The sequence below is a fragment of the Kibdelosporangium banguiense genome, from assembly GCF_017876405.1.
In the GTDB taxonomy this organism is placed as follows: Bacteria; Actinomycetota; Actinomycetes; order Mycobacteriales; family Pseudonocardiaceae; genus Kibdelosporangium; species Kibdelosporangium banguiense.
In genome coordinates, this window is the sequence record NZ_JAGINW010000001.1 from 9,097,853 (window position 1) to 9,120,531 (window position 22,679).

A 22,679-nucleotide genomic window follows, 5' to 3' on the forward strand; every position below is an offset into this window, starting at 1 on the left:
GTTACGGATTCGGCAGGGTGACCTGCGTGTGGAGCCCATCGCTCCACCGCAGGGAGATCACGTCCCGCTCGACAGCGACGACCGGGATAGCAGGCCTCGCTCCACCGCGGTCCAGCCAAACGGCGGCCACCAGCACGTGACCGGGCAGCACGGATGCCGCAGTGGCAAGCCACGGAGTGGCCGCAAAAGCACCGAGCGGACTGGCATCCGCGTGATTGTCGACCCCGGCATGGTCGAACCCGTGTAGACCGCACAGACCCGAGCGCAGTGTCACGCCGTTGACAGCGATCCACGGCCCAGCCTCGACTTCGGTGTCCGGCCGGCGGTCACCAGTCACTGACCAGCCACTCAGCCGCAGGGGCGACGGCGTCTCACCATCCACACGGGCCAGCCGGATCTCGACGCCGTCCCGGATCACCGAGGCAACCAGGACCGAAGGTCCGAGCCGGACCGGCCCGGTTCGTCCGGAGCCATGGTCCGGTGAGTCGTCTGCGCTCGTGTCGACCCAACGCACCGTCCCGCACGACGCCCCGGCAAGCACTCCACCGGGCAGTTCGCGCAGGAACAGCGTGCGGAAACCGGCCCGGTGGCTGAGCAGGCCGTTCTCGTCCAGCAGTCCCACAGAGTTGTCCACCGGCTGGGTGCACACCAAGGGCGGCATCGTGGCTGTCGAATATGCCAGGCGTGCGTACATCGGCGCATCAGACCGGGTATCGCCGGGCAACGCGTGATCGGTGCCATGGTTGACCACCGTGACAACACCTGTGTCGTGCCGGGCGGAGACGAGCCAGCCAGGTGCTTTGATCACGTGGGCCGTATCGCCTTTCTCCACCGGCAACGGGCACTCAGTGTCAGTCCATAGTGGATGATCTGCGGGCACGGCCAGCCCGAGCATTCCCTTCGCGGCCCAGTACGGCGAACCGGGACCGGAGTAGGACTGACGGATCGCCGGCCACTCGCCGTACCAGCCAAGGCGCAGCAGACCGTCGGGCTCCACCGCTCCATGGTCCACGAAATGCCGCAGCATGCCGCTGGCGACCCGCCGCACCAAGCCCGGTTCCTGCCCGCCTGTGCCGGTGAGCGCACCGACCCAGAACGGTGCCGCAGCAGCGAACCGGTAGGCCAGGCTGCGCCCCTGCATCAGTGGCGAGCCGTCCGCGCCCACCAGTATGGCCGCGTCCTCGAGGTAACGAGCCAGATCCGCAGACCACTGATCACGCAGTTCCTGCGAGCACAGCGAGCCCGTCACGTCGAACAGATGCGTCCATAGCAACGGATAGGTGTGCAACGCCCAGCCGGTGTAATGGTCGTACGAACGCTCCTGACCGTCGCTCAACCAGCCGTCAGCGCGGCGCAGGGACTGGTGCACCGCGAGATCCTGCTCGATGTCCTCAGCCGACCACGGCCCACCGGCCTCACGGAGGAACGATTCCACGACGATCCGGAACCACACCCAGTTGATCGGCGGATAAACCTGGCCCACGACCGTGCCCAGCCACGCGGCAACCCGCTCTCGCACGACGTCGTCCAGCCGATCCCACAGCCACGGCCGGGTCATCTGCAATACCAACGCGATGGAGGCCGCCTCGACCTTGGCCTGCCCCAATTCGTCCGGCCGGGGCCAGGCCTCCGGCGACGCGGGATCGGTACCTGCGGCCAGCCCACGGGCATACCGCTCCAGCAGCCCGCCAGGATCGGCTCCGTGCTCCCCTGCGACGCGAAACCCCGCGAGCATGAAGGTACGCGCGAACCCTTCCAGACCGTCGGACACCACGCCGTTACGACTGGGCGGTCCAGGCAAGTCGATCCGGGCACCGGACGGCGACCAGTGAGGTTCCAATGCGTTGAGCATCCGGTCCGCGACGGCGACCCAGTGCTCCCGCGTCCACCCCGTGTACGAGGACCGGATTCGGTCCTCCGGCGGCATCACGCCTGCACCGCCAGCTCGTGCCGGGTCACCGGCGCCAGCGGGGGCAGCCCGACGACGTAACGTTCCAGTTCCTCCAGCACCGCCGCGGTCATGGCGCGTGTCTCCGATCCCAGTGAGCCCGCGATGTGCGGGGTCACCATCACGTTCGGGAAGTCGTAGAGCGGTGATGACGCGGGCAACGGCTCGGGATCCGTGACGTCCAGGATGGCGTGCAGTGTGCCGGACGCACAGGCTTGCTCCAGCGCTTCGGTGTCCACAAGGGACCCACGAGCGGTGTTGATCAAGGTGGCCCAGGGTGGCAGTGCCGCGAGTTCCGCCGCGCCGATGAGGTGGTGCGTCTCCGGCAGTGCGGGCGCATGCAGGCTCAGCACGTCGGCCTGCGGCAACGCCTCCGCGAGAGTGACGTGCTCGGCGCCCGACGCACGCACCTCGGCGGGGTCGGCCACGGGATCGACCACCAGAACCCGGCCGATGTCGAGACGGGACAACAGGTCCACGACTCGTCGGCCAACGCGAGAGAAGCCGACCAGCACGATCGTACGGTGCCGGCCGGACAGTTCGCCCCGCTGCTCACGGTAGGTCCAGTCCTGGCGATGCAGGCGAGCATCCGTGGCCAGGAACGGCGCCTTCTTGAACGCCCAGAGCACCGCCGCCAAGGTGTACTGGGCAACAGGCTCCGCGTTGACGTGCGCGGCAGTGGTCACCAGAAGACCGCGGTCGAACACGGCGTCCCGGATGTGCGGCCGTACCGAGCCTGCTGCGTGCAACGCCGCGCGGAGCTTCGGCGCGGCACGCAGCACGTCCTCGTCGATCGGCGGGCAGCCCCAGGACGTCACCAGAACCTCCACATCCGCCAGCCTCCGGCGTACCTGTTCAGAGGAGAGCTCATGGGCGGCAACGGGTTCGCTCAGGTTCCCCAGCGCACGAAGCCTGCTCAATTCAGCGTCCCCGAACTGCAGGTGCAGCACGTCCGGACTCATCACCAGCAGGATCTCCGGGTGGCGAGGACTCATTTCACGCTCCCGGCCGCCAGGCCCGCCCGCCACTGGCGTTGCAGCACCACGAAAGCCACGATCAGCGGCAGGATCGCCACCAGTGAACCGGTGATGACCAGCGGTGTGTACTGCGGGAACAGGGTCTGGCGCGTGCTCCACTGGAACAACCCCAGGCTGACCGGGAACAGCTTCGGATCGGTGAGCAGGACCAGCGGCAGGAAGAAGTTGTTCCAGATCCCGACGAACTGGAACAACAGCACGGTCACCACGCCCGGACGCATCATCGGCAACGCCACAGTGAAGAAGGTGCGCAGATGCCCGGCACCGTCCACCCGCGCGGCCTCGATCACCTCATCGGGCACAGCGGCGTCCGCGTAGACCTTCGCCAGGTACACGCCGAAAGGGTTGGTCAGCAGGGGAATGAACACCGCCCACGCGCTGTCCACGATCCGCAGCTCGGACGCCAGCAGATACATCGGGAGGGCCAATGCCGTTGTGGGCACTAGCACTCCGGTAAGCGTGAGCGCGAACAGGGCCTTACGGCCGGGAAAGCTGGTCTTGGCGATGGCATAACCGCACGCGGCACAGATCAGCGCACCGACGATGGCACCGCCGCCCGCGTAGAACGCGGAGTTGACGAGCCAGGTGAGGAACACCCCGTCTTCCTGGCGGAACAGTGCGGTGAGGTTCGCGCCGAGGTTCCACTCCCCCAGTTCGAACGCGCTGGTGGTGGAGAAGTCGCCGAGTGTCTTGGTCGCCGAGGTGATCAGCCAGACCATCGGAATCACACTGTAGAGCGCGGCGAGCACCAGCAGCACGTGCACCGCAGGCACGGACACCCAGCGGGACCTGCGATCCACAATAGACGCACTCATCGCGACCTCCTCGACGACACGCGCATGACCACCGCTGACAGCAATGCGCAGACCACGGCCAGCAGCACGGAGGCAGCCGCGGCACGGCCGGAGTCGCCTGCGATGAACGCTGCCTCGTACACGTACATACTCGGAGTCCAGGCGCTCGACACAGAACCGGTGAACCCGCGCAGCACCATCGGTTCGGTGAACAACTGCAGCGAACCGATGACTGTGAAGACCAGCGCGACGAACAGGCTCGGCCGGATCATCGGCACCTTGATCGACAGCGCGGCCCGCACCGGACCGGCGCCGTCGGCGTGCGCGGCCTCGATCACGTCCCGCGGCACCGCCTGTAAAGCGGTATAGAAGATGATCATGTTGTAGCCGATCCACTGCCAGGTCGCGATGTTGACCACCGACGGCAGGATGCCCACGTCACTGAGCGGGTCGAACGGCAGTATCGCCGCGAGCGGCCCGATTCCGGGGCTGTAGAGGTAGGCCCAGATCAGTCCGCCGATCACGACCGGCACCGCGTACGGCAGGAACACGGCCAGCGACCACATCCTGCGCAGCCGCACCACCGCGGAGTCCAGCAGCAACGCGAGCACCAGCGCACCGCCGAGCATGATCGGTATGTGCACCAGCACGAACAGCGCGACGTTGCCCAGACTGCCGTGGAACGCCTTGTCGGACAGCACGCCGATGTAGTTGCCCAGCCACACGAAGACCTGTTCCGGACCATTGAACCCCAGGCCGGACAACCGTTCGGTGAACAAGCTCAGGTACAACGCGTACAGCACCGGCACCAGCACTGTGCCGAGCAGCAGGATCGCGAACGGGGCAGCGAGAAGCAGCCCGGCAAGATGACCCCGGCGGCGAGGCTGCCGGTCAACCGGCTCAGCAGCTTTCGAAGGTGCGCGCTGGGGCGCCAAAACGCTCATGCCCTGCTTCCTTCCCGCACCGAGAGTCCTCGATCACGCATGTCCGCCACCGCTGCCGCCTGGACGCGCCGCATCGCGTCGGGCAACGTGGTTCCGCCGGTCCGCACGCCGCCGAAGTTGTCCACGATCGTGGAGAACAACCGCAGCGCGTTCGGTCCCCACGTCCACTCCGGCACTCGCTTCGCGGCCTCCTCCAGCACGTCGTAGACCGGCTCGCCGAGGAAGTAGCCGCTCTTGTAGGCGCCCTTCGCGACTTCCCGGCTGGCCAGATAGGCCGGGAAGGGGGTACTGATCTGCGCGCCAATCCGTGGTACCGCCGGATCTGTGCTCAGCCATCGCAGGAATGTCGTGGCGGCTTCGGGAACATCGCTCTCCGCGGACACCCCGAACGCGGTCCCGCCCTGAATGCCGTTGGCAGGCAAGCCGTTCCAGGTCGGCATCGTGGTGACCGCCCACCGGCCGGTGTCCTTGGGAATGGACCTGTTGAGCGAACCGACACTCCACGACGCACCGAGCAGGCCCCACAACCGGCCGTCGTGCATCGCCGCGATCCAGTCCTGCGTCCCGTGGTTGACCCCGGCGACCAGGCCGCCGGTGACCATCGACTGCCAGAACGCCGCGGTCCGTAGCGTTCCCTCCCCCGCGATATTGACCTGCCAGGTGTCCCCTTCGGCCCGCCACCATGGATCCCCTGCCTGCCAGCACATCCCGGCAAAGAAGGAACCGTCGTTGAGTGGGAACGTGGTGATCCTGGCGTTCGCGTCCACCTTGCGGACGGCGTCGGCAGCGGCGCGGAACTCGTCCCAGGTGCGTGGCACCGGAATGCCGTGTTTGTCGTACAGGTCCTTGCGGTAGTAGAACACCATCGGCGCCAGATCCATCGGGACCGCCCACGTCCGGCCGTCCGGCTGCGTGCCGAGCCATGCGGCAGGCGAATATCCGGATCCGAGGCCGGCCAGGTCTGCGGTGAGGTCCCGCAGCCCGCCGGTGAGCAGGATCTGCGGCAGCCCTTGGTACTCCACATGCAGGATGTCCGGGGCGTTGTGGGCCCGGATCGCGTTGGTCTGCTGCGCGTAGCCCCCGGACAGGCCCGCCGCGATCGTCCGCAGTTCGACGAAGACATCCCGCTGGGCGCCGTTGAAAGCCGCGACGTAGCGATCCATGCCGGTGAGCCACGACCACAGACGTACCCGTGTCGCGCCTGGCGGAGCGGCGGAGGACGAGCACCCGCCGGCCAGTCCGGCGGCGCCCATCGCCAGTGAGGCACGCAGGAACGTGCGCCGAGGAAGCTCCATTGCCGATCCTCTCGAAGCTGTGGTGAGCAACACCTCACTCTCTGGCATAGTCACTGGTCAACGAAACGATCAGAAACGCTCAAGACCGAACGGAACCGAAGAATGCCGCGGGAGAACCCGAAGCTTGCGTCCCAACGCCGGGACATGATCCTGAGCGCCGTGCGGGCCCACGGAACCATTCGGCTGGCGGATCTGGTCGGCCTGCTCGCGGTGTCAGCGGTGACCGTCCGTCGCGACGTCACAGTGCTGGCCGACCGTGGACTCGTGGTACGCGTCCACGGGGGAATCACTCTGCCGCGGCGAACCGAATCGCCCCAGCCACACCGAGGCCCACACTCGCTCGTCGGTCATGTTAGCGCTAACATTCTAGTCGGCATGGTCGCCCCGTCAGTCGAGTACTATTGGCCCACGGTCATCCAGGGCGCCCAGACCGCCATCGCGATCACCGGCGGACGACTGCTCCTGCGCGCGTCGAGCTACGACCCGATCGAAGACCGGCGGCGCACCATGGAACTACTCGACCGAGGCGTGCAAACCCTGTTGGTGGCACCCACCGTGGCCGGCCGCGCGGGCATCGACCTGTTGCGCTGGCTCGGCGGACTCAGTGTCCCGGTCGTTCTGGTCGAACGCCTCCCACCACCGGAACTGCCCACCATCCCGCTGGACGCCGCCGTCACCGACCACGCCATCGGCGCAGGCCTCGCCGTACGGCACCTCGCGACACTCGGCCACAACAAGATCGGGCTGGTGCTCTCCTCGGAAAGCCCGCACAGTCCGCAAATCCACGCCGGATGGCGGAGCACGATCGCGGCGCTCGGCCTCCCCGGCACCGGAATTCCCGTTCTGGACGTACCGCCGTACGGTTCCCCAGGCTGGTCACGAGCGGCCGACGACGTAATCGACCAATGCCGTCACTCGGACACAAAAGCCCTTGTCGTGCATGCGGACCGTGAGGCAATCGGAGTACTGGAACGTGCACAGGACAAGGGCATGCGAGTACCGGACGAACTCGCGGTGGTGTCCTACGACGACGAGGTGGCAGCCGCGTCCGACCCACCTTTGACCGCCGTCCGCCCTCAGAAGCACCGCATCGGCGTCCTCGCCGCGGAACTCGCCCTCGCCCGCGTCGGCGATCCCGTCGACCGCCCAGTGCACCGAATCGTGCTGTGGCCGACCCTCACAGTGCGCGAATCCTGCGGCACCCAGCCGATCGCCTGATTTCGGCCGGCAATACTTGTCGGCGCCCTTGATACATCGCCTGCGTGTCCCCCGATAAGGTGACCGCTCATCACTGGGCATCGAGAAGGGGGCGGCCGTTGCTCGGGCACCCCGATGAACGCGACATGGAGCGGTGGCAGACCAGTGGTTCGGTGGCCATGCGCGCCGAACTCGACCGCGCTCTCGGCCGGGACGCGCCTGATGAGCCGTTGTCCAGGGCCGACAGCGCGAACTCGCCGGTGGCCTCCGACGCCGACCTGATCGAAGCTGTGCGGGGCGGGGCGGTCCAGGCCTACGGCCAGCTCTACGCGCGCCATGTGCACGCCGCCAACAACCTGGCACGTCAGCTGTCCAGGTCTCCGATGGAGGCCGACGACCTTGTGTCGGAAGCCTTCGCCAAGGTTCTCACCACGTTGCGCGCGGGCGGCGGTCCGGACACGGCCTTCCGTGCGTATTTGCTCACCGCGTTGCGTCATACGGCCTATGACAAGACTCGTCGGGACCGCAAGCTCGAACTGGTCGACGACATGGAGGCCGTCTCCGGCGCGGAGCGGATCAACAGGCTGCCTTTCCACGACACGACAGTGGCCCACTTGGACCGGTCGCTTGCCGTCAAGGCGTTCGCCAGCCTGCCCGAGCGTTGGCAGACCGTGTTGTGGCACACCGCGATCGAGGGCCAGTCACCCAACGAGGTCGCGCCGCTGCTCGGCCTGACCAGCAACGGCGTCTCCGCGATGGCCTACCGGGCGCGTGAGGGCCTGCGGAAGGCCTACCTGCAGGCGCACGTGGTGCACCACCCTTCCGAGCGCTGCCGCGCCGCTGCCGCCAAGCTGGGTTCCTGGACTCGCAGCGGTCTTTCCAGACGCGAGACCACCCAGGTCGAGGCGCACCTGGACAAGTGCGCCGACTGCCGTGCCCTGGCGGCCGAATTGGCTGACGTCAACGGAACGCTGCGCGGTGTTGTCGCGCCTCTCGTACTCGGCGCCGGTGCCGCGGGCTACTTGGCCGCGAGCGCGGGCAAGGCGGGCGCAACCGTGTCGCTCGCTGCCAGCACTTCCACCACAGTGCTCCCCTGGCTTGGTGCAGCGGCCTCGACGGCGGCTGTGGTCTTTGCCGTCGCGTCGGGGACTACCCCGCCGAACAGTGCAATCGGGCCCACGTCCGTCGTCGACCCGCCCGCGTCGAGCACCAACGGTCAGACAACGGCGCCGACCGGACAGTCGGGCTCGCCCGCCGCCACCCCGACGGGCACCGCACCGCCATCTGGAACGGGCGCCCCCACTGGGCCATCTCTGGGGCCTTCCGTGGGGCCGTCTGTGGGCGGGCCGAGCGCCGCCCCACCGGGGGGCACGACAAACCCGACGAGCGCGGGAAATGGGGCACCGACCCTGACGCCGACCGCTCCCGGCAGCTTCACCACGTCCACCGGCGGTCCGCCCACCAGGGTGCCCATCACCATTCGCAACACCGGTTCGGCTCCCGCGCCGCCCACGACGTTGACGCTGTCCCTGCCCGATGACATCAAGCTCGTCGGGCCCGGCAACAACCTGCTCAGTGGGCCGCTGTTGCGGCTCAACGCGGCGCAGCAGACCATTGGCTGCCCGGCGGGCAAGGACACTGTGGTCTGCCCGGCCAGCCCGCAACTGGCCCCGGGCGACTCGGTGACGTTCGTCTTCCGGCTGCTCGCAGGCCCCAAGGCGACGGGCGGCACGATCACCGCCACCACGAACTCCGCTGTCCCGCTACGGATCGAGATACCGGTCACCATCACACCGAAGAAGTGAAGTCCACAGTGGACCTACGGGCACACATGACGCCGGTCATCCGTGCCCGTAGGTTGATTACTTGTATGCAACCGCGAAGACGTGGCTCATGTCGGAGTTGTGCTTGGTTGCCGACCCTCGCGAGTCGGTGAGGCCGACCGCGGTCCCCTGCACCGCGCCGGTCTCCCCGGACAGCCATTCCACCAGGACGTAGGCATTGAATCGCGGAATGCAACCGGAGTCCGTCCGTACCTGGAAATCCGGCTTGTTCAACGGAACGAAGATATGGTGGACGTAGTAGGGCACCGCCTTGGTCACCGACGCCGACGAATCGCTGTGGCACACCGTGCCGTCCGCCTTCCACTGGTTGACGAAAAGCGTGAACCGGGCGGTGGACGAGCCGGATTTGTCACAGGAACTGCCTGGGTGACAGACCATGTACTCGGTATCGCCGAACACACTCAGACCCGAGAACCCCGCCGCTGTGTCGAACATCGGCATTGCGGGCTGCCGGACAATGGGCGTCGCGGAATTGACGTTCAGCAGCCCACGGGGAACGCTGCTCTGAATGGGTTCGCCCGCGGCCGTGTTGTCGACAGAGACGTCCGCGAACCGCAGCGATCCACCTACCAGATCGACCGTCGAATCGTCATAGCCGAGAGAGGCGGTCCTGATATAGGCGGTGCAGGTGACCACGCCCGTGACACCTGGATGCACCAGATACCTGGTAGTAAGGGTGACGTCCTCCCATTGTGGGTTGCCGCCGCCTTTCTGGTAGACGTTCTGGCCCATCACCATGTTCTTGCTGCCGCCCGCCCACTTGCAGACGATCTCGTTGTCGAAGAGCGTACGAATGGTCGCGGAGTTCACCCGCATCACCGACACCACATAAGCCGTCTGCGTACTGGACATGTCCAGTGAGATCGACCCGAGCGCCACGATATTCTGATCATTGGAACCGTCCTGGGGCACGCCCGGCCCCAGAACGGTCCTCGGCTGGAACGTGACGCTTGTGGCTGCCGTGGCCGGCGAGACAAGGACGACCAGCATTATCATTGTCATTCCGACGAGCAGGGACAGGGTTTTTCTCAAGCCAGCCTCCAGGATACAAGCCGAGAACATTCCGCCATATTTGTGCGGCACGCCGCTTCTCGCGGCGGCCGGGGGCGAACGTCAACTTATCCCATTCGGCGCAGGCAGACCTTGCAGGATTCTTGTGGTGACCGGAAAGAGAATCGCAATTGCGGCGTACGGCTTGTCAGGCGCGGTCGTGGAGAGTGATCTGGTAGCCGTCGGGGTCGGCGAAGGTGAATGTCCGGCCGAAGGGGCCGTCGATCGGCGCGGAGACGATGGTGTGACCGTCGGCGACGAGAGCATCGTGAATGGCCTGGACGTCCGTGGCGTGCAGCCAGATCGCGGCGCCGATGCCGGGCTGAGCCACGGATGAGAGATCCGTGCCTGCAATGACGTCGCGGAGTGCGAACGCGATCGGCTTGGTCTCGAAGACGACGGCGTGCGCAGGCCCGGCCTGCGAGCGGACGAGGCCGAGGTACTGCTCGTAGAACGCCTGCGAAGCGGCGAGATCACGTGCTTGGAGCGAGATGAAGTCGGGGCCGAGGGCGGGCATGGCGATACTCCTTCGTTGCGTGTCAGTCTTCTGACATGGCTCAACCTATGTCAGAATACTGACATGAGTCAAGACGGGGCCGGCGTCGACCTGGAGACGTCACTGGGCTACCTGCTGAAAGAGGCGTCGAGCGTCCTGCGGGCAGCCATGGAGGAGGTGCTGCGGCCACTCGGGATGACCGTGACGCACTACGCCTGCCTCGAGCTGCTGGCGCAACGACCGGGCTTGTCGAACTCCGAGCTCGCGCGGGGTGCGTTCGTGACGCGGCAGTCGATGAACGTGCTGCTCCAGGCCCTGGAACGAGATGGCTACGTATCCAGGCCCACCGAGGCACCCGTCGGGAAAGTTCTTCCCACACGGCTCACGCCTCGCGGCAGGCGGAGCCTGGAGAAGGCGACCGTGGCGGTCCGGTCCGTCGAGGTCAGAATGCTGGCCGGGATGACCGAGGCCGAGCAGTCAGGCGCGTTCCGGATCCTGCAGAAGATGATCCATTCCCTGCGCGAGGGCAACGACGGCGCATAGCGACGAGCCGTCAACCCGCCCGTCGCGCCGTGAACAGCAGCGTATTGGCAGGTGATCGGAGGTCGACGAGTTCGAGGCCCGCACTGACCAGCCAGGACACAAGCTCGTCCACTCGGAAGGCACGCACGTTGAAGGTCTGCTCGTGTCGTCGCTGGAAATGGCGATACGTGGCACGTTCGGCCTGCCGGAAGGTGAACGCCGTCAGCGTCCCGCCGATGCGCAGGCACCGGCCGACTTCCTGCAGGACCGCCCGCGGATCGGGAAACAGCTGCAGCGAGTTGGAGCAGTTCACCGCACCCAGCGAACCGGTGGTGAACGGCAGCTGCGAAGCGGTGCCGCGCACGACACAGAGGCCGGGCAGCTGGGCCCGGACCAAGTCGATCATGGCCACACTGAGGTCGAGGCCGATCACGCGGGACTCCCCCACGTGCGCCATGACGGTCCGGGTCCACCGCCCCGCACCGCAGGCAAGGTCAAGCACCGGGCCGTCCACCGGCCTGATCATGGTGCGCAGGTAGTCGTCCTCGCCTTCCGGCGTGAGACCGTTCTCCCAGTTGGCGCCCATCAGGTTGAGGAATGCCACCCGTGTCTCGGATTCGTACCGGGTGACGTGCAGCGGATCCTGTAGGTAGAACGGCCCCAGGCCGGGTTTCATCCGCACCTCGGGTGCGAAGTCCGGGTAACCCGCACCGGAGCCGAAGACCCGATCACACTCCGGGCAGGCGAGCCGGTCATCGGTGGCCGCCACCGGACACCTGCATGTCGGGCAGGCGAAGACACCGCGAAACCGTTCGTGCAGCAGGTCAAGCATGTTCGTTCCGTTCTACGGCGTGGTCGGCCTTGGCGCCCATGTACGCCAGCAGCGCGACGGTTTCGGATTCCCACAGCTCTCCTGCCGTCCCGGCATCCAGCCGAAGGCCGGCCCGCCAGGTTTCGTCGAGCTCCCGTTCACCGGTGTCGAGCTGCCAAAGTGCAGGTGACGGCCAGACCCGGCCGATCCGGCTGTGCGTCTCGGCGCTCGTGAAGTCGGGCTGCGCCAGGCAACGTTCAAGCCGCTGCAAGTCTGCTTCGGGCAGCTCGGCCGGGCGCAGCGCGTCCAGCACCGCCGCACTGTGGCTGGGAAAATGCGCCAGCAGATAGGCCATGGCGAGAATCGCCGCACTGTCGAGCTCCGGGCCGATCGTCCGCAGCAGGCGCGCGATCGCCTTGTCCCAGCGAGCCACGTCGATGCCGTGCCGCTCGACCAGAATCCCCAGCAATATCAAGGCACGGGCGTGCAGCGAATCGGCAGGCAACCGCTCGGTCACGGTGTCGACAAGCATGTCAGCCACCTCACCCGCACACGCCGGCAACGGCGCCGGTTCGACCAGCGCGGCGCCCAAGTCTCGGTAGGCCTGCAGGACTTCCGCTCGGTCGTCCGAACGAAAGACCGTCAGAGCAGCGAAAAGCGCGGCCGTCTCGTGATCGCGGAACACCGTTGTCCCACGTGCTGCCGCAGCCTGAACCATCTGAGCCGGGTCGGTGCGCGCGTGGTCGTGCGCCTCGGGTACCCGGGCAGCCGCCGCGGAGGGGCTCACCTCTTGGAAGAACTCCTCGAAACCCCCCGGCGTGATGATCACCAGGAAGTGCGCCTTCTCGGACGTCACCTCGAACCGGTGCGCCCGTCCCCGCGGCAGGTGTACCGCCGAGCCTGCCGTGACCGTTCCGGTGACGCCGTCCACTGTGCACTCAAGGGTGCCGTCGATGACAAAAAGAGTCTCGTCTTCCCGGCCATGGACATGCGGCGGTGTGGCGTATCCGCGAAGGGCGCGTTCCTCCACCACGGCGATCGCACCGTTCGTGTCCCCAGCGGCGGCCCTGATCGTGAGCAGGCCGCCCAGATGCCATCGCGCCCGCTCGGAGACTGGCTCGAGCTGAGGGTGAACAGACATCGTGCTCCTTTTCCATTCAGGTCAGCACAGGCAGCACCACGGACGACGAACGACCGGTGGCGGCGAGTACGAAGTCGGCAGGCGGGAAAAGATCCGTCAGCACGTCCACAGTGCGGTGCAATGCATCGGGAGTGGGACCAGCAGCGTGTGCGACCACGGCGCCGAGATCGAGCAAGTGCACCGTGGCTTCGAGGATTCTCGTCACCGCGAAGTCCGAGAGCCTGATCGTGCCCGCGATGCTGCGCACCACGTTGTTCCCATTCACAGACAGTGCGGCGAGAACCCTGCCTGCCTGGCCATGAAAGGCTTCGACGAGAACCTCATCAGCTCGCTCAGCAGCCCATATCCTGGCTGCCTGCGCGACCTGGGCAGCGCCTTGCTTGCCCAACGGCCTCAGTGCGGCGAAGTAGGCGGCCGCGTCGGACAGTTCGGGCTCGTCGGTGCACAGAGGCTGCGCGATGAGGTCTGCCAATGTCGACACACCCCGGCTGACGTGGGCATACAGCTCACGCACCGTCCAATCGCCCAGACCGGATCCGGCCGTCCACATTTCGGCAGGCATCCGCCGGCCGGCGATGTGCCAGCGATTCCACATTTCCGCGAGCGTGTCCCGATCCGTGCCGCGACAGCTCGAACGGGACACCCCGGCCTCGATCACTGGCTCGTTCCCCCAAAGACCAACTCGTACACCACATCCGACGCCGATTATGGGAATGATGTTGCTCCGCAGGCACGGGCCACACCGCGCGATGCCCGTTGTGTCAGCAAATCCTGCACTATTGACCAGTGGACAGGGGTTCTGTCCTGTGGGATCGGCCGGGGGTTGTTAACGTCGGAGGATGACGGCGCTGTGGGGTATCTCCTTCGACGCCACACCGATCTCCGGTGTCGTGGTCGAGTTCGTGAAGACAGCAAGGCATTTCGCCGACAGGGGCCACCGGGTACTGCTCGATCTGGGCTACGACATCAAGGCCGACAAGGACTTGTTCTTCCAGCCCTACCGCGACGAGGGCACGCTTCTGCCGGACTGGGTGGAGCTGGCCCGGGTGGCCGGGATCAGCGACATCCCAGGCTATGACCAGCAGTTCGTCGCCGATGTGTTGCGAAACGTGGTCCAGCGTGGCGAGCCGGAACCCAGGATCCAGCCTCTCGCACACCAGATCGCCGACCTGATAGTCCAGGCGTGGGAGGCGCAGGACGTATCGTTCGTGCTGGTCGAGAACGGGACCTTGCCGGAGAACATCACCTACACCCATGCCTTGCACCTGGCTGTCAACGAGTATGGGGCCCGCAGAGGTCTCGGCCGGTTCGTGTTGTGGCGGGACCACGATCTGATGTGGCAGAGCGAGCCGAGTTCCAGGAAGTACGGCGACTATCCCTACCCGGCGACGCCCCGGCCACCGGCCTCACCGCACATCCACTATGTCGTGTTGCATGAGGAGGCGCGTCGGCGCATGCTCGACTGGACGCCGCACTTGGCCGCCCTCGATGTCCTGCCCAACACGTTCAGCTACGACCGCGCGGCCGTTGACACCTCGAACGCCGGATTCCGGAAATACTACGGGATTCCCGAAGAGGTTCCGCTGATCGCGCGGTGCACCCGGATCATCCAGCAGAAACGGATCGACCGTGATCTGCACCTGCTGGCCGGTTTGACCGATGCCTACCTCTTCGTGGCAGGCGACACCACCGAATCCCCAGCCGAGTATGAGCGGCTCACCGGGCTGGCGGCCGAGTTGGGAGTTGCCGACCGGGTGATCTTCGGCGGCCTGCTGGCCCCGCGTGAAGGCCACAGCGCGGGGAACCGGTACTCGGTTCGCGATCTGCTCGCCCACACCACGGTGATGTCGTTTCTGACCTCCTATGACTATGAGAGCTACGGAAATCCGATCGGCGAGGCCATCGCTTCCGGCGTGCCCTACCTGACGACTCGCTACCAGCTCTACGACACGGTCTACGGTGGCAAGGGATTTCGTGCCGCCGTCTTCGATCCGGCGGACGGCGACCTGCCGGGTCCAGGATTCATCCAGGAAGTGCGAGACCTGCTCGACGACGAGGAGAAGCGCGCGGACATGGCGGAGTTCAACTACCAGTTGGGGCAACGGCACACCACGAAGGACGTCCTGGAACGGCTGTTGCTGACACCGATGGACGAGCGGATCCGGCTCAGTGTGATCCTGCCCGTCTACAACGAGGCCGCGAACCTCCCTGCGGTACTCGACTCGTTGTACCACCAACGCGGAATCGACCGTGAGCTGTACGAGATCGTGCTGGTGGACAACAACTCCACTGACAACACGGTCGCCATCGCGCAGGCCTTCGCCACCGAGCATCCGGACGTGACGCTGCACGTCGTGCTCGAACCTGAGCAGGGCGTGTCCTGCGCCCGTCGGACCGGGATGCGGTTCGCCAGCGTGCGCAGCCGCGGCCGGTCCAATGGGGACGAACGGTTCCATCTGGTCTCTGCGGACGCCGACTGCCGTGTCGCCCCGGACTGGCTGGCCGAGCTGTTCGCGGCGATGGAATCCGGGAAAGCCGCCATCGGTGTCTGCGACTACTACTATTCACCGGAACATTTCACCGGCCGCCCACGGCTCTGGGACGCCATCTGGAAGACCTTGCGCTGCCGGGCCGTCACGTTCGCCTTGTTCGGCACTTTCCCGGATGGCAAGGGGTTCGCCGTGGACCGGGACGTGCACGACGCGGTCGGCGGAATCGAGATCTTCTACCAGGTGCAGGACGGGCGGTTCGTCAACCACCTGTCCGACGACTGGGACTTCGGCATCAAAGTCCGTGCCAGCGGTGAGGACATCGCCTTCGCGCCCAGGTCCCGGGTGGAGATCAACCCGCGGCGCGTCGACCATGCCATCAACGAGGTGATCACCGGCCGGGCCTACGGCAACGACGGAATCATTGTCATGCAGGACATCCGCGTGACCGGCGCGGCCGAACACCCTGATCTCACCGAGGAACAGGCCCAGCAGGCATGGGAGTTCTCCATCAAGGACTTCACCCCGAAGAACACCATCCTGCCGGTGCTGCTCACGCCTTCGCTGCTGGACGACGACGTCGTGATCGAGTTCTTCGGCCCGGAGCTGGCGGAGCGGCTGGCCAGGCGGATCGCGAAGATCAAGGACGAGATGCGGGTACTCGACTTCACCCCGATCCACTCCTACAAGACACCGTCCTACCGACTGTACTTCGAGTTCCGTGAAGAGATCTTCGCCAGGCTGCGCGCGACCGTCGGCGAGGACATCGGCTACCCGCCGCCGCTACCGCAGTGCCTGCAGGACGTGCCGCCGGAGCGGTTCACCGAGTTCGTCAGGTACTACTGCGAGGACAGGGAATCCGGCGAGGCGCACAACTACTTCGGCAACGGCGGTGTGTTCTGATGACATACGAAGAGGCCCTGGCGTCACTGCGAATGACCGACCCGTCGATGCCAGTCCCGGCGGTCGTGCTGACCCTGGCCGCGCCGGAGAACCGTCACCTCCTCGAATACGTGATCGAGGATCCGTTCGGCGCGCATGTGTTCCCCGGTGACATCGCCGCGTACTCGCCGGCGGACTTCCTGTCCGATCTGGACGATCAACTGGCCGGCACGGCACCGATCCACCTGTGGTCGTACATTCCCACATGTGCCTACCGGTGCCGGTTCTGCCAGTACCCGGTGGTGCTGGCCAAAGGGGACAACGCGGACGCGAAGGCCGCGCAGTGGGTCGACTGGAACATCCGGGAGGCCGAACTGTGGCTGCGCGCGGTGCCGAACCTGCGTTCGGCTCCCGTGGGAGAGTTCAACGTCTTCGGCGGCACACCGTCCCTGCTGCCGCCCGACGCGATCCGCCGGTTGCTGGACTTCTACCGGGAGAATTTCGCCTTCGGCCCGGACACCGCGATCCGGTTCGAGGGCGACCCCAGCACGTTCACCCCACCGAAGCTCGAACTGCTCGCCGAACTGGGGTGCACCAAGCTGTCCAGTGGCGTGCAGTCCTTCGACGACAAGGTGCTGCACGAGTGCGGCCGCGAACACTCCGCCCAGATGTGCGTCGACTTCGTCCGCACAGCGCAGCGGATCGGCTTCGAGTGGATCAGCATCGACCTGATGTACGGGCTGCTCGACCAGACGCTCGACAGCGTCCGGCGTGACCTCGACACCGTACTGGATCTCGAACTGACCGCCGTGGTCTGCACGAAACTGCACCTGAAGTCCTATTCGGACACACGGACCGGAGTCGCGGGCGTGCAGCCCGCGGCCTGGCAGATCCCCTCCTACCGCGACAAACTCGTGCACGACGGGCACCGCTGGCCCGCACTCGGCGAGCAGTACCAGATGCGCGAGATCCTCACCGACGGACTGCGGAACGCCGGCTACACCGAACACCCGACCATGTACTTCGCCCGCGCGGGCCACGCCCCCGAGGAATGGAAGTCGATCATGGTAGACCAGCACCGGCAGGAGGCCGAAGTGGCGATCGGCCTCGGCGGCAGTTCAAGCTGCCGCCGCTCCGAGGCAATCACCGACGTCCACTGGCAACGCTACGCCCAAGCCGTCGACGAGGGCCGCATCCCCCTGGGCTCAGCAACCCGTTTCTCCCCGGAGGCACAGGAATCCCGCGCCATCAAGATGGCCTTGTCCACCCTGCAGCCAGTCCGCTCCGACCTGCATCTCGAGCGGTTCGGCCGTGCGCTGCACGAGGAACCGTGGCACTCCCAGTTCGAGTCACTGGCCCGCCGGGGCCTGCTTGTCCTCGACGACACCGGCGTCACGCTGACCCCGGACGGCGAGGTGCTCGTCGAGGCGATCATCAACACCGAACTCGACGAGCAGTGATCGTCACCAGGTGACGGGAAGCCGTCGCAGCGCCCGGTTGAGTGTGTTCGGCCGCCACTCCAGATCGGCGTGGTCGACTGCGACATCGAGTTCGGGGTACCGGCTCAGCAGCGCCGCGAGTGCCATTCGCAGTTCGGTTCTGGCCAGCTGGGCGCCGAGGCAGAAGTGCGGGCCGTGGATGAAACTGAGGTGTTGCGAGGCGTTGGGCCTGGTGATGTCCAGCCGGTTCGGGTCCTCGAACACCGCGGGGTCGCGGTTGGCGACGTGGGGCACCCCGACCACGGCATCCCCGGCTTTGACCAGGTGGCCGTCGACCTCGACGTCCTCGGCCGCGACCCAGGGGATGGTCGACGTGACGAGTTTGTCGTACCGCAGCAACTCCTCGACGGCATTGTCGACCAGTCCGGGGTCGCGGCGCAGCATGTCGAACTGATTGGGGTTGCGTGACAGTGTGACGATTCCGTTGGCGAGCTGGTTGATGGTCGTCTCGTGCCCGGCCACGAGCAGCGTCTGGATGTTGATCACCAGTTCCGCCTCGGTCAGCCGGTCGCCCTCGTCGGTCACCTGGACCAGCGCGGTGGTCAGGTCGTCCTCGGGGTGGGCGCGCTTGGCCGCGATCAGCCCAGCCAGGTAGCCCCCGACTTCCCGGTGGGTGGCGGCCATTTCCTCCGGTGTCACGGACGCGGCCATGAACCGCTCCGCCCATTCCCGCATGTTCGACCGGTCGGACTCGGGCACGCCCAGCAGCTCGCAGATCACCGTGATCGGCAGCGGCGCGAGGTACATGTCCAGCAGGTCGGGCGGCTTGCTGTAGTTGACGAACCCGTCCAGCAGACTGTCCAGAACGGACTGGATCCGGGGCCGCAGCCGTTCGATCATGCGGGGAGTGAACGCCGCGGCCAGCAACCGCCGGACCCTGGTGTGCCGCGGGGCGTCCAGCACGGAGACCACATCGGTGACACCGACCAGCGCGGGCAGGGTGACCGGGGCATCCGGTTTCGTGACCGGCTCCCGCAGGAACCGCGGATCGGCCATCACCTGCCGGGTCACGTGGTAGCCGAGCATGAGCCAGATCTCCTGGCCGCCGTTGGCCATCCTCGCCCGGACCATCGACCCCTCGGCGAGCAGGCGTAAGCCCTCCGGATCGGTGTCGTGGCCGGCCTGGGTGTCGAACGGGAAGGTGGGAAGGGTCGTCAGGGTCGGTGTGTCAGCCATGATCACCTGTTCCAGTACGGTGCCGGTTGCCCGGGATTTTCCCCGTCCGCGGCACCGCTGTGACAGTGTCGATCGGCCACATTCCCCCGGCCGTTCGGTCACGCCCTGGACATGATCAGTCGTGCGCCACCGACGGATCCGTGGCATCCGGGTGCCGTACCTGGTCGAACAGCCGGGCGGCCTGATCCGGCCGCAGCATGAGGAACGTACCGACCGCCTTCACCAGCGTCTTGTCCGGTTCGGCCGCGGTGGTGATAGTGCCTTCTATCGTGACCCGGCGGCCGTCCACAGCGCCCACTTCGGCGACCAGACGAAGCGGCGTCAGCAGTGGCACGGGCGCCTTGTAGTACGTGTCCAGCCGGACTGTCATGCCGGGGTGCCCGGCATAACTGGCCGCGTATCCCAGGAGCTGGTCCAGCAGCGTCGCGCTGACGCCACCGTGCGCGTACGTCGGCGGCCCTTCGTAGGCGCGGCCTAGGCTGCAGGTGCCTGTCACCACTCCGTCCACGACGTCGATGCGCAGCGGAGGCGCGAAAGCGCTGCCATCACCCGTGACCGGGTTGTACAACCGGATCCCGCTGAGCAGATCGTCCGCGCTGGGAAGCTCGGCGAGCTTGCGGCTCTTGGCACGCAACGACAGCGCGGCTGTCCGCACCAATTCCGCGGCCTGGCGCAGTTCCTCCTCGCCGACCTCGGTGTTCACCGCGCCCTCGACCAGGTCCCGCATCGCGTCGCCCAGTTCGTTGATGGCCACGCGCCGCCGCTGCAACGCCGGGTCCTCGGGCAGCCGGTCGACCATGGCGTGGTGACTGCGTCCAGTTTCGAAAATCGAGCCGCCATCGCTCACACGTTGCTCCTAGTCTCACGGCCTCCCCGGCAACGACAAAGTTGCCATACACCGGGCGACGTCCGCGAGCCGATCTTCGTCACTCGCGCAGTGCCACGCCACCGTTGACCGACCAGACCTGGCCGTTGATCCACTCGGCGTCGTCGGACATCAGGAACGCCACCGTGCCGGCCAGGTCATCGGGCTTGCCGAGCCGCGTACTGCGGGTGGCGGCCAGCCCGGCGGCACGGAACTGTTCGTTCATCGTCTGCAGCGCCTTCTCACTGAGCACCAAGCCTGGTGAGATGGCGTTGCACCGCAGGCCCTTCTTGCCCCACCGGGCCGCGATGTGCCTGGTGAGCGCGTTGATGCCCGCCTTGGACGCCGCGTAGGCCGGACGGACCGTTTCGCCCACGAAGGAAGCGTTGGAAGACGTGTTGACGATGGCACCGCCGCCGTTGGTCAGCAGCAACGGGATGGCCGCCCGGCACGTACGCGCGTAGCCGAGCAGGTTCACCTCGAAGGTGCGCCGCCAGACCTCAGGATCAAGACTCAGCAGGTCACCGTCGCGGCCGATGGTGGCTTCCGACAGATCCGCGCCGACGTTGAACACGCCGTCGAGGCCGCCGAACTCGCTGACAGCGCGATCGAACAGGGCCTGGATCGACTCCTCGTCGGCGAGATCGAACTCCATGGCGACCGCGACGCCACCTGCCGCGGTGATCCGCTTCCCGGTCGCCGTCGCACCTTCGATGTCGATATCTCCGATGAGGACACGCGCGCCCTCTTCAGCCAGCCGGGCCGCCGTGGCGGCACCGATCCCGCTCGCTCCCCCGCAGACGACGATTCTCTTGCCCGTCAAGCCACGCATGCACCGGTGCCTTTCCACGACGGTCGCCACTCGACGAGCACTTTAAGGCACATGCCTTACCCTGTCGAGCTACCAGAGGCGGCAGTGGTGTTCGGCGGGGAAGGTGCTGACGGGAGCGGTGCCCTCCGAGGTCAACCGCTGGACAGGGGAAGGCGTGCTCACGGTGGCCGCGGGCCAGTTGGGACGACCGGGCCCGTTCGGGTTGCCGGTGGCGGCGAAGCTTGTCCAGTACCCGATCATCTGGCGCGACAGCTGGATCTGCCGGAGGTCCAGCACGGACGGGATCCCCTGCAGAGTTGCGAACAGGTAGAACAGTTCGGACGCATGGAAGTCGTCCAGCGGCATGAAGGGATCCAGGAAGGAGTACGGCGGCTTCGGGTCGGCGAACTCGTACTGGTAGACGACCGGTCCGGGACGGGACGTCACCGACCGCACCACCGACTCCCCCGGACAGGCGAATCCACCGTCGGTGATCACGCCGGACAGGGCCGCGTCCGCGTTGTCCGGCGCCTCAGGCCGGTAGGTCGCAAGCAGTTCGGGCGTGACCGCTCCCGCGCGGGCACGGATCTCCGCCTCCAGTTCGGTGGCGTTGGCCCTGCGCAACTTGCTGAGGTGCCAGCCGAATGCGACGAACAGGTCCCCCTCGTCCTTGTTGGTCCCGCTGATCAAGGGGACCCGGTTGTACCGGCCGGACGTCAGGGCATCCTTTGTGGACTCCCTGATGACCTTCCCGTCGATCGTGGGTATCCAACGCAGTTGGGCCTGCAGGGAAAACGCCTCGCCCTGCGCTTTGATCAACTCGTCCATCGACTTGCCACGCAGGCACGCGGCCTGAGACGCGGCGTCCGCGCAGCCGGCCTCCTTGGCGAAGGACCCGCCGACGGAGTACGCGGTGTTCAACGGCGCCGGGCCGAGCCCCGTGTCGATGCAGCCACCGCTCTGCGAAATGGCCTTGTGGAACAGGCCCGCCGCGCCCGGGGAGATCAGCTGCATGCAGATGCTGTGCCCGCCCGCCGACTCACCGAAAATCGTGACATTGCCGGGGTTTCCGCCGAACGCGGCGATGTTCTCGCGGACCCAGCGCAGGCCGGCCTGCTGGTCGAGCACCCCGTAGTCGCCCGTCGTGCCCGACTCGGAGGCCAAGCCCGGCAGGGCCAGGTACCCGAAGGAGCCGAGGCGGTAGTTCACCGAGACGACGATGACGCCACCGTTGGTGACCAACGGTTTCGGGTCATAGCCCGCTCCTGAGCCGAGTGTGTAGGCGCCGCCGTGCAACCACACCATCACCGGCAGGTTCTTGGACTTCACCGCCGGTGGCGTGATCACGTTGAGTACCAGGCAGTCCTCGCTCACCGTGCCGAGCGGAGCGCCCTGCGGGCAGACGTTGCCCTGATTGGTGGCGTCGCGAACACCTTGCCACGACGAGGGCGACTGCGGCGGCCGGAACCGTAACACTCCCGTTGGCGGTGCCGCGTAAGGAATGTTGAGGAACTGACGGCTGTCGAGGTCGACTTTGCCTCGGAGCTTTCCTTGCGCGACCGTCACTTCATCGCCGATCACCGCCCACGCCGTACTGGCGGAAACCTGGACGGCGGCGAGCAGAATCATCGACACGGCAAGGGCGATTGCGACTCGCCGGCGCGAATGGCGTTGACCGGGCTGCATGTCCGGCAACCTACTGACGGGTATACAGACGGTCAAGGACAGGATTCCTGATACTCAACCTGGTGAGCACCGCCGGCTTCCGCCCGCTCACAACCTTGACAACGCACCCCAACGGAAATCGCTTTCCGAGCGGACCACCTTCGCCGGAACTCGCACCCCGCCAGGAACTCCTCCGCCTGCGGCTTTTACTAC

General features: G+C 66.6%; 20 protein-coding genes and 1 pseudogene. 6 read left to right on the forward strand and 15 right to left on the reverse strand.

The window, feature by feature from the left end; all coding sequences use genetic code 11:
* Position 1: 1 nt before the first annotated feature.
* From JOF56_RS41345 to JOF56_RS41365, 5 genes are read right to left on the reverse strand one after another with little or no spacing between them, the layout of a single operon-like run.
* Positions 2–1,927: a DUF2264 domain-containing protein gene (locus JOF56_RS41345; protein ID WP_245378586.1), complete on the reverse strand. Its 1,926-nt coding sequence runs from the start codon at positions 1,925–1,927 to the stop codon at positions 2–4.
* Positions 1,927–2,943 carry a hydroxyacid dehydrogenase gene (locus tag JOF56_RS41350; RefSeq protein ID WP_209645048.1) on the reverse strand — a complete coding sequence of 339 codons (1,017 nt, stop codon included), beginning with the start codon at positions 2,941–2,943 and terminating at the stop codon, positions 1,927–1,929. Before JOF56_RS41350 ends, JOF56_RS41345 begins: the two co-directional genes overlap by 1 nt.
* On the reverse strand, positions 2,940–3,749 hold the full coding sequence (locus JOF56_RS41355; RefSeq protein ID WP_209648780.1) for a carbohydrate ABC transporter permease: 810 nt from the start codon (positions 3,747–3,749) through the stop codon (positions 2,940–2,942). Before JOF56_RS41355 ends, JOF56_RS41350 begins: the two co-directional genes overlap by 4 nt.
* Positions 3,750–3,796: 47 nt before the next feature.
* Positions 3,797–4,723 (reverse strand): carbohydrate ABC transporter permease, encoded by a 927-nt coding sequence (locus tag JOF56_RS41360; protein ID WP_209645049.1) that lies wholly within the window; start codon positions 4,721–4,723, stop codon positions 3,797–3,799.
* Positions 4,720–6,018 (reverse strand): ABC transporter substrate-binding protein, encoded by a 1,299-nt coding sequence (locus JOF56_RS41365; protein ID WP_209645050.1) that lies wholly within the window; start codon positions 6,016–6,018, stop codon positions 4,720–4,722. The genes JOF56_RS41360 and JOF56_RS41365 overlap by 4 nt, the downstream gene beginning before the upstream one ends.
* 144 nt (positions 6,019–6,162) lie before the next feature.
* Here JOF56_RS41365 and JOF56_RS58595 point away from each other — a divergent pair.
* Positions 6,163–6,258, forward strand: a pseudogene (locus JOF56_RS58595) (DeoR family transcriptional regulator); the annotation flags it as partial.
* Here the strand turns inward: JOF56_RS58595 and JOF56_RS58600 are convergent.
* On the reverse strand, positions 6,232–6,369 hold the full coding sequence (locus tag JOF56_RS58600) for a hypothetical protein (protein ID WP_245381306.1): 138 nt from the start codon (positions 6,367–6,369) through the stop codon (positions 6,232–6,234). The pseudogene JOF56_RS58595 and the gene JOF56_RS58600 sit on opposite strands and share 27 nt — an antisense overlap.
* A gap of 24 nt (positions 6,370–6,393) precedes the next feature.
* Here JOF56_RS58600 and JOF56_RS41370 point away from each other — a divergent pair, with 24 nt between their 5' ends.
* Positions 6,394–7,236: a substrate-binding domain-containing protein gene (locus JOF56_RS41370; protein ID WP_245380657.1), complete on the forward strand. Its 843-nt coding sequence runs from the start codon at positions 6,394–6,396 to the stop codon at positions 7,234–7,236.
* A 125-nt stretch (positions 7,237–7,361) separates the two neighbouring features.
* Positions 7,362–9,020, forward strand: coding sequence for a sigma-70 family RNA polymerase sigma factor (locus JOF56_RS41375; RefSeq protein ID WP_209645052.1), 1,659 nt, complete (start codon positions 7,362–7,364; stop codon positions 9,018–9,020).
* 57 nt (positions 9,021–9,077) lie between these two features.
* Here JOF56_RS41375 and JOF56_RS41380 read toward each other — a convergent pair whose 3' ends face one another.
* Both JOF56_RS41380 and JOF56_RS41385 read right to left on the reverse strand, forming a co-directional pair.
* Entirely contained in the window at positions 9,078–10,061 is a 984-nt protein-coding gene (locus tag JOF56_RS41380; protein WP_209645053.1) for a hypothetical protein, read from the reverse strand.
* 196 nt (positions 10,062–10,257) lie between these two features.
* A complete protein-coding gene (locus tag JOF56_RS41385) occupies positions 10,258–10,626 on the reverse strand; it encodes a VOC family protein (RefSeq protein WP_209645054.1) in 369 nt (122 codons plus the stop codon).
* A 63-nt stretch (positions 10,627–10,689) separates the two neighbouring features.
* Here JOF56_RS41385 and JOF56_RS41390 point away from each other — a divergent pair, with 63 nt between their 5' ends.
* Entirely contained in the window at positions 10,690–11,148 is a 459-nt protein-coding gene (locus JOF56_RS41390; protein ID WP_209645055.1) for a MarR family winged helix-turn-helix transcriptional regulator, read from the forward strand.
* Between the two features lie 10 nt (positions 11,149–11,158).
* Here the strand turns inward: JOF56_RS41390 and JOF56_RS41395 are convergent, their stop codons facing one another.
* Genes JOF56_RS41395 through JOF56_RS41405 form a run of 3 tightly spaced genes read right to left on the reverse strand, consistent with a single transcriptional unit; the run spans position 11,159 to position 13,674 of the window.
* The gene (locus tag JOF56_RS41395) at positions 11,159–11,896 is read right to left on the reverse strand and encodes a class I SAM-dependent methyltransferase (RefSeq protein ID WP_307855483.1); all 738 of its coding nucleotides are present in this window, start codon (positions 11,894–11,896) and stop codon (positions 11,159–11,161) included.
* A gap of 55 nt (positions 11,897–11,951) precedes the next feature.
* Positions 11,952–13,079, reverse strand: coding sequence for a cupin domain-containing protein (locus JOF56_RS41400; RefSeq protein WP_209645056.1), 1,128 nt, complete (start codon positions 13,077–13,079; stop codon positions 11,952–11,954).
* A 16-nt stretch (positions 13,080–13,095) separates the two neighbouring features.
* Positions 13,096–13,674, reverse strand: coding sequence for a maleylpyruvate isomerase N-terminal domain-containing protein (locus tag JOF56_RS41405; RefSeq protein WP_209645057.1), 579 nt, complete (start codon positions 13,672–13,674; stop codon positions 13,096–13,098).
* Between the two features lie 244 nt (positions 13,675–13,918).
* Between JOF56_RS41405 and JOF56_RS41410 the strand changes: the two genes are divergently transcribed.
* Positions 13,919–16,471: a glycosyltransferase gene (locus JOF56_RS41410; RefSeq protein ID WP_209645058.1), complete on the forward strand. Its 2,553-nt coding sequence runs from the start codon at positions 13,919–13,921 to the stop codon at positions 16,469–16,471.
* On the forward strand, positions 16,471–17,910 hold the full coding sequence (locus tag JOF56_RS41415; protein WP_209645059.1) for a radical SAM protein: 1,440 nt from the start codon (positions 16,471–16,473) through the stop codon (positions 17,908–17,910). The genes JOF56_RS41410 and JOF56_RS41415 overlap by 1 nt, the downstream gene beginning before the upstream one ends.
* Positions 17,911–17,913: 3 nt before the next feature.
* On the opposite strand, the gene JOF56_RS41420 is transcribed toward JOF56_RS41415, so the two are convergent.
* The 4 genes from JOF56_RS41420 to JOF56_RS41435 form a co-directional block, all read right to left on the reverse strand.
* Complete coding sequence (locus JOF56_RS41420; protein WP_209645060.1) at positions 17,914–19,125, reverse strand: cytochrome P450; 1,212 nt, start codon at positions 19,123–19,125, stop codon at positions 17,914–17,916.
* Between the two features lie 115 nt (positions 19,126–19,240).
* Positions 19,241–19,972: a PaaI family thioesterase gene (locus JOF56_RS41425; protein WP_307855484.1), complete on the reverse strand. Its 732-nt coding sequence runs from the start codon at positions 19,970–19,972 to the stop codon at positions 19,241–19,243.
* Between the two features lie 79 nt (positions 19,973–20,051).
* The gene (locus JOF56_RS41430; RefSeq protein WP_209645061.1) at positions 20,052–20,822 is read right to left on the reverse strand and encodes an SDR family NAD(P)-dependent oxidoreductase; all 771 of its coding nucleotides are present in this window, start codon (positions 20,820–20,822) and stop codon (positions 20,052–20,054) included.
* A gap of 69 nt (positions 20,823–20,891) precedes the next feature.
* The gene (locus JOF56_RS41435) at positions 20,892–22,487 is read right to left on the reverse strand and encodes a carboxylesterase/lipase family protein (RefSeq protein ID WP_209645062.1); all 1,596 of its coding nucleotides are present in this window, start codon (positions 22,485–22,487) and stop codon (positions 20,892–20,894) included.
* Positions 22,488–22,679: the final 192 nt, after the last annotated feature.